The following is a 2,449-nucleotide window of genomic DNA, read 5'->3' on the forward strand; positions in this document are numbered from 1 at the left end:
CGCAACCCGCTAAGGTCGCGGCCTTGATCCACGAGAGGCAACCATGGGCTACCTGATAATCGTCGCGCTGATCCAGGCGTTTTCCTTCAGCCTGATCGGCGAGTACCTGGCCGGGCACGTCGACAGCTACTTTGCCGTGCTCGCGCGGGTAGTGCTGGCTGGCCTGGTATTCCTGCCGCTGACCCGCTGGCGCCAGGTCGAGCCGCGCTTCATGCGCTCGATGCTGCTGATCGGCGCGCTGCAGTACGGCATCACCTACGTCTGCCTGTACCTGAGCTTTCGCGTGCTCACCGTGCCGGAGGTGCTGCTGTTCACCATTCTCACGCCGTTGCACGTGACGCTGATCGAAGACGCCATGAGCCGGCGCTTCAACCCGTGGGCCCTGTTGGCAGCGCTGGTGGCGGTGGCCGGCGCGGCGGTGATCCGCTTCGACACCATCAGCGGCGAGTTCTTCATCGGCTTCCTGCTGCTGCAACTGGCCAACTTCACCTACGCCGCCGGCCAGGTGCTGTACCGCCACCTGGTAGCACGCCACCCCAGCGACTTGCCGCACTACAAGCGTTTTGGCTACTTCTACCTGGGCGCGTTGATCGTGGTGTTGCCGGCCTTCCTGCTGTTTGGCAACGTCCAGCACCTGCCGACCACCAACGTGCAGTGGCTGGTGCTGCTGTTCCTGGGGCTGTGCCCGACGGCGCTGGGCCTGTACTGGTGGAACAAGGGCGCGTGCCTGGTATCTGGGGCCACGCTGGCGGTGATGAACAACCTGCATGTGCCGGTAGGGTTGCTGCTCAATCTGCTGATCTGGAACCAGGACGAGCCATTGGGCAGGCTGTTCATCGGCGGGGCAGTGATCCTGGCGTCGGTGTGGATGAGCCGCCTGGGTACCCTGACGTTATCAAGCAAGCCATGGCGCAGTCAGCTATGACGCGTTCGTTACTGAACCCAAATTCCGCCGGTCCCTACCCGATAATCCGGAAAACAAAATCGGGAGACCGGCGTGAAGCTAGAAGCGCGAAGTATCGAATTTGTCCCACACGCAGAGCGTTATGGCACGCCTAAACGATTGTTCACTATCTGGTTCAGCTCCAACTTCCAGATAACCGCGCTGATGGTCGGCACCCTGGGCATTGCATCGGGGCTAAGCCTTGGCTGGACCTTGTTGGGCCTGTTGGTCGGCAACCTCATCGGTACCGTGTTCATGGCCGCGCACTCTGCCCAGGGGCCTCACCTGGGCGTGCCACAGATGATCCAGAGCCGGGCCCAGTTCGGTGTCCATGGTGCCGCGCTCCCTCTGCTGGTGATGGTCACGGCCGCAGTCCTGTTCCTCGCCGCCAGCGGCGTGCTGATGCGCAATGCCCTGCAGGCGCTGGTACCCATGAGCGATGACCAGGCGATCGTGGTGGTCGGCTTGCTGACCTTTGTCATCGGCTTTGTCGGCTACGAGCTGATCCACCGCCTGGGCGCGTGGATGAGCCTGTTGTCCACGCTGGTTTTTGCCGGCGCCCTGGTGCTGATTCTGTTGCACCCCGGCGACATGGCAACCACAACGGCAGTGAGTACCGGCTTCTCGTTCACCGCCTTCAACCTGATCGTGGCCCAGTCGGCCTCCTGGACGCTGGGGTATGGCCCCTATGTGGCCGATTACTCGCGCTACCTCCCGGCCAACGTCAACCCCCGCGCCACGTTCTGGGCCACCTATTGCGGTTGTGCGCTGGGTTCCTTCGCCATGATGGCGCTCGGCGCGCTGGTGGCGGTGGAATTGCCCTCGGCACTGGGGCATGACCCGGCCACAGCCATTGCCGCGTTGTTCGGCCCGTGGGCGCCGTTGGCGCTGGCAGTGATCGCGCTGGGGGTGATCCAGTACAACGTCCTGTGCCTGTACAGCGCCTATATGTCGTCGGTCACGATCTTTGGCGCCTTCAAGACCATCCGGCGCGTTACCGCGACGGCCAAGGCCTTGGTAATGGCAGGGCTGACCGCAGCGGCAACGCTGATCGCCATCGCCACCCAGTACAATTTCGATACGTTCTTTGCCGACATCCTGATCGGCCAGCTGTACCTGCTGATCCCATGGAGCGCCATCAACCTGGTGGATTACTACTGGGTATGCAGGGGCAACTATGATGTGGGGGCGCTGTATGACGCCAAGGGGCGTTATGGATGCTTCAATCGTCGAAGCCTGGCGGTGTACGCCGTGTCGATCATCGGTACCATCCCGTTCATGAAACTGTCGTTCTACACGGGCTTCGTGGCCGAGTGGCTGGGGGCGGATATCAGTTGGGCGATGGGGTTGATCCTGGCCGGTGCGCTGTATTGCATGGTCCATGGGCGCAGGAGCAACCGGCTTTCGACAGCCATGAATGCGCACCCCTGACTCGGCCCTGACACGGAAAGGGGCCGCGTTGCGGCCCATCGCCGGCAAGCCAGCTTCCACAGGTGCAGCGTTGAT

The 2,449-nt window shown here is 62.6% G+C and carries 2 protein-coding genes; both read left to right on the top strand.

Annotated features, from left to right (window positions below; genetic code table 11):
* The first annotated feature begins 43 nt into the window (after positions 1-43).
* Positions 44-925: a carboxylate/amino acid/amine transporter gene (locus ACK1U9_RS02505; RefSeq protein WP_046614672.1), complete on the top strand. Its 882-nt coding sequence runs from the start codon at positions 44-46 to the stop codon at positions 923-925.
* 72 nt (positions 926-997) lie between these two features.
* Positions 998-2,374 (top strand): purine-cytosine permease family protein, encoded by a 1,377-nt coding sequence (locus tag ACK1U9_RS02510; protein ID WP_108481274.1) that lies wholly within the window; start codon positions 998-1,000, stop codon positions 2,372-2,374.
* Positions 2,375-2,449: the final 75 nt, after the last annotated feature.

It is taken from the genome of Pseudomonas sp. XP1, assembly GCF_053557675.1.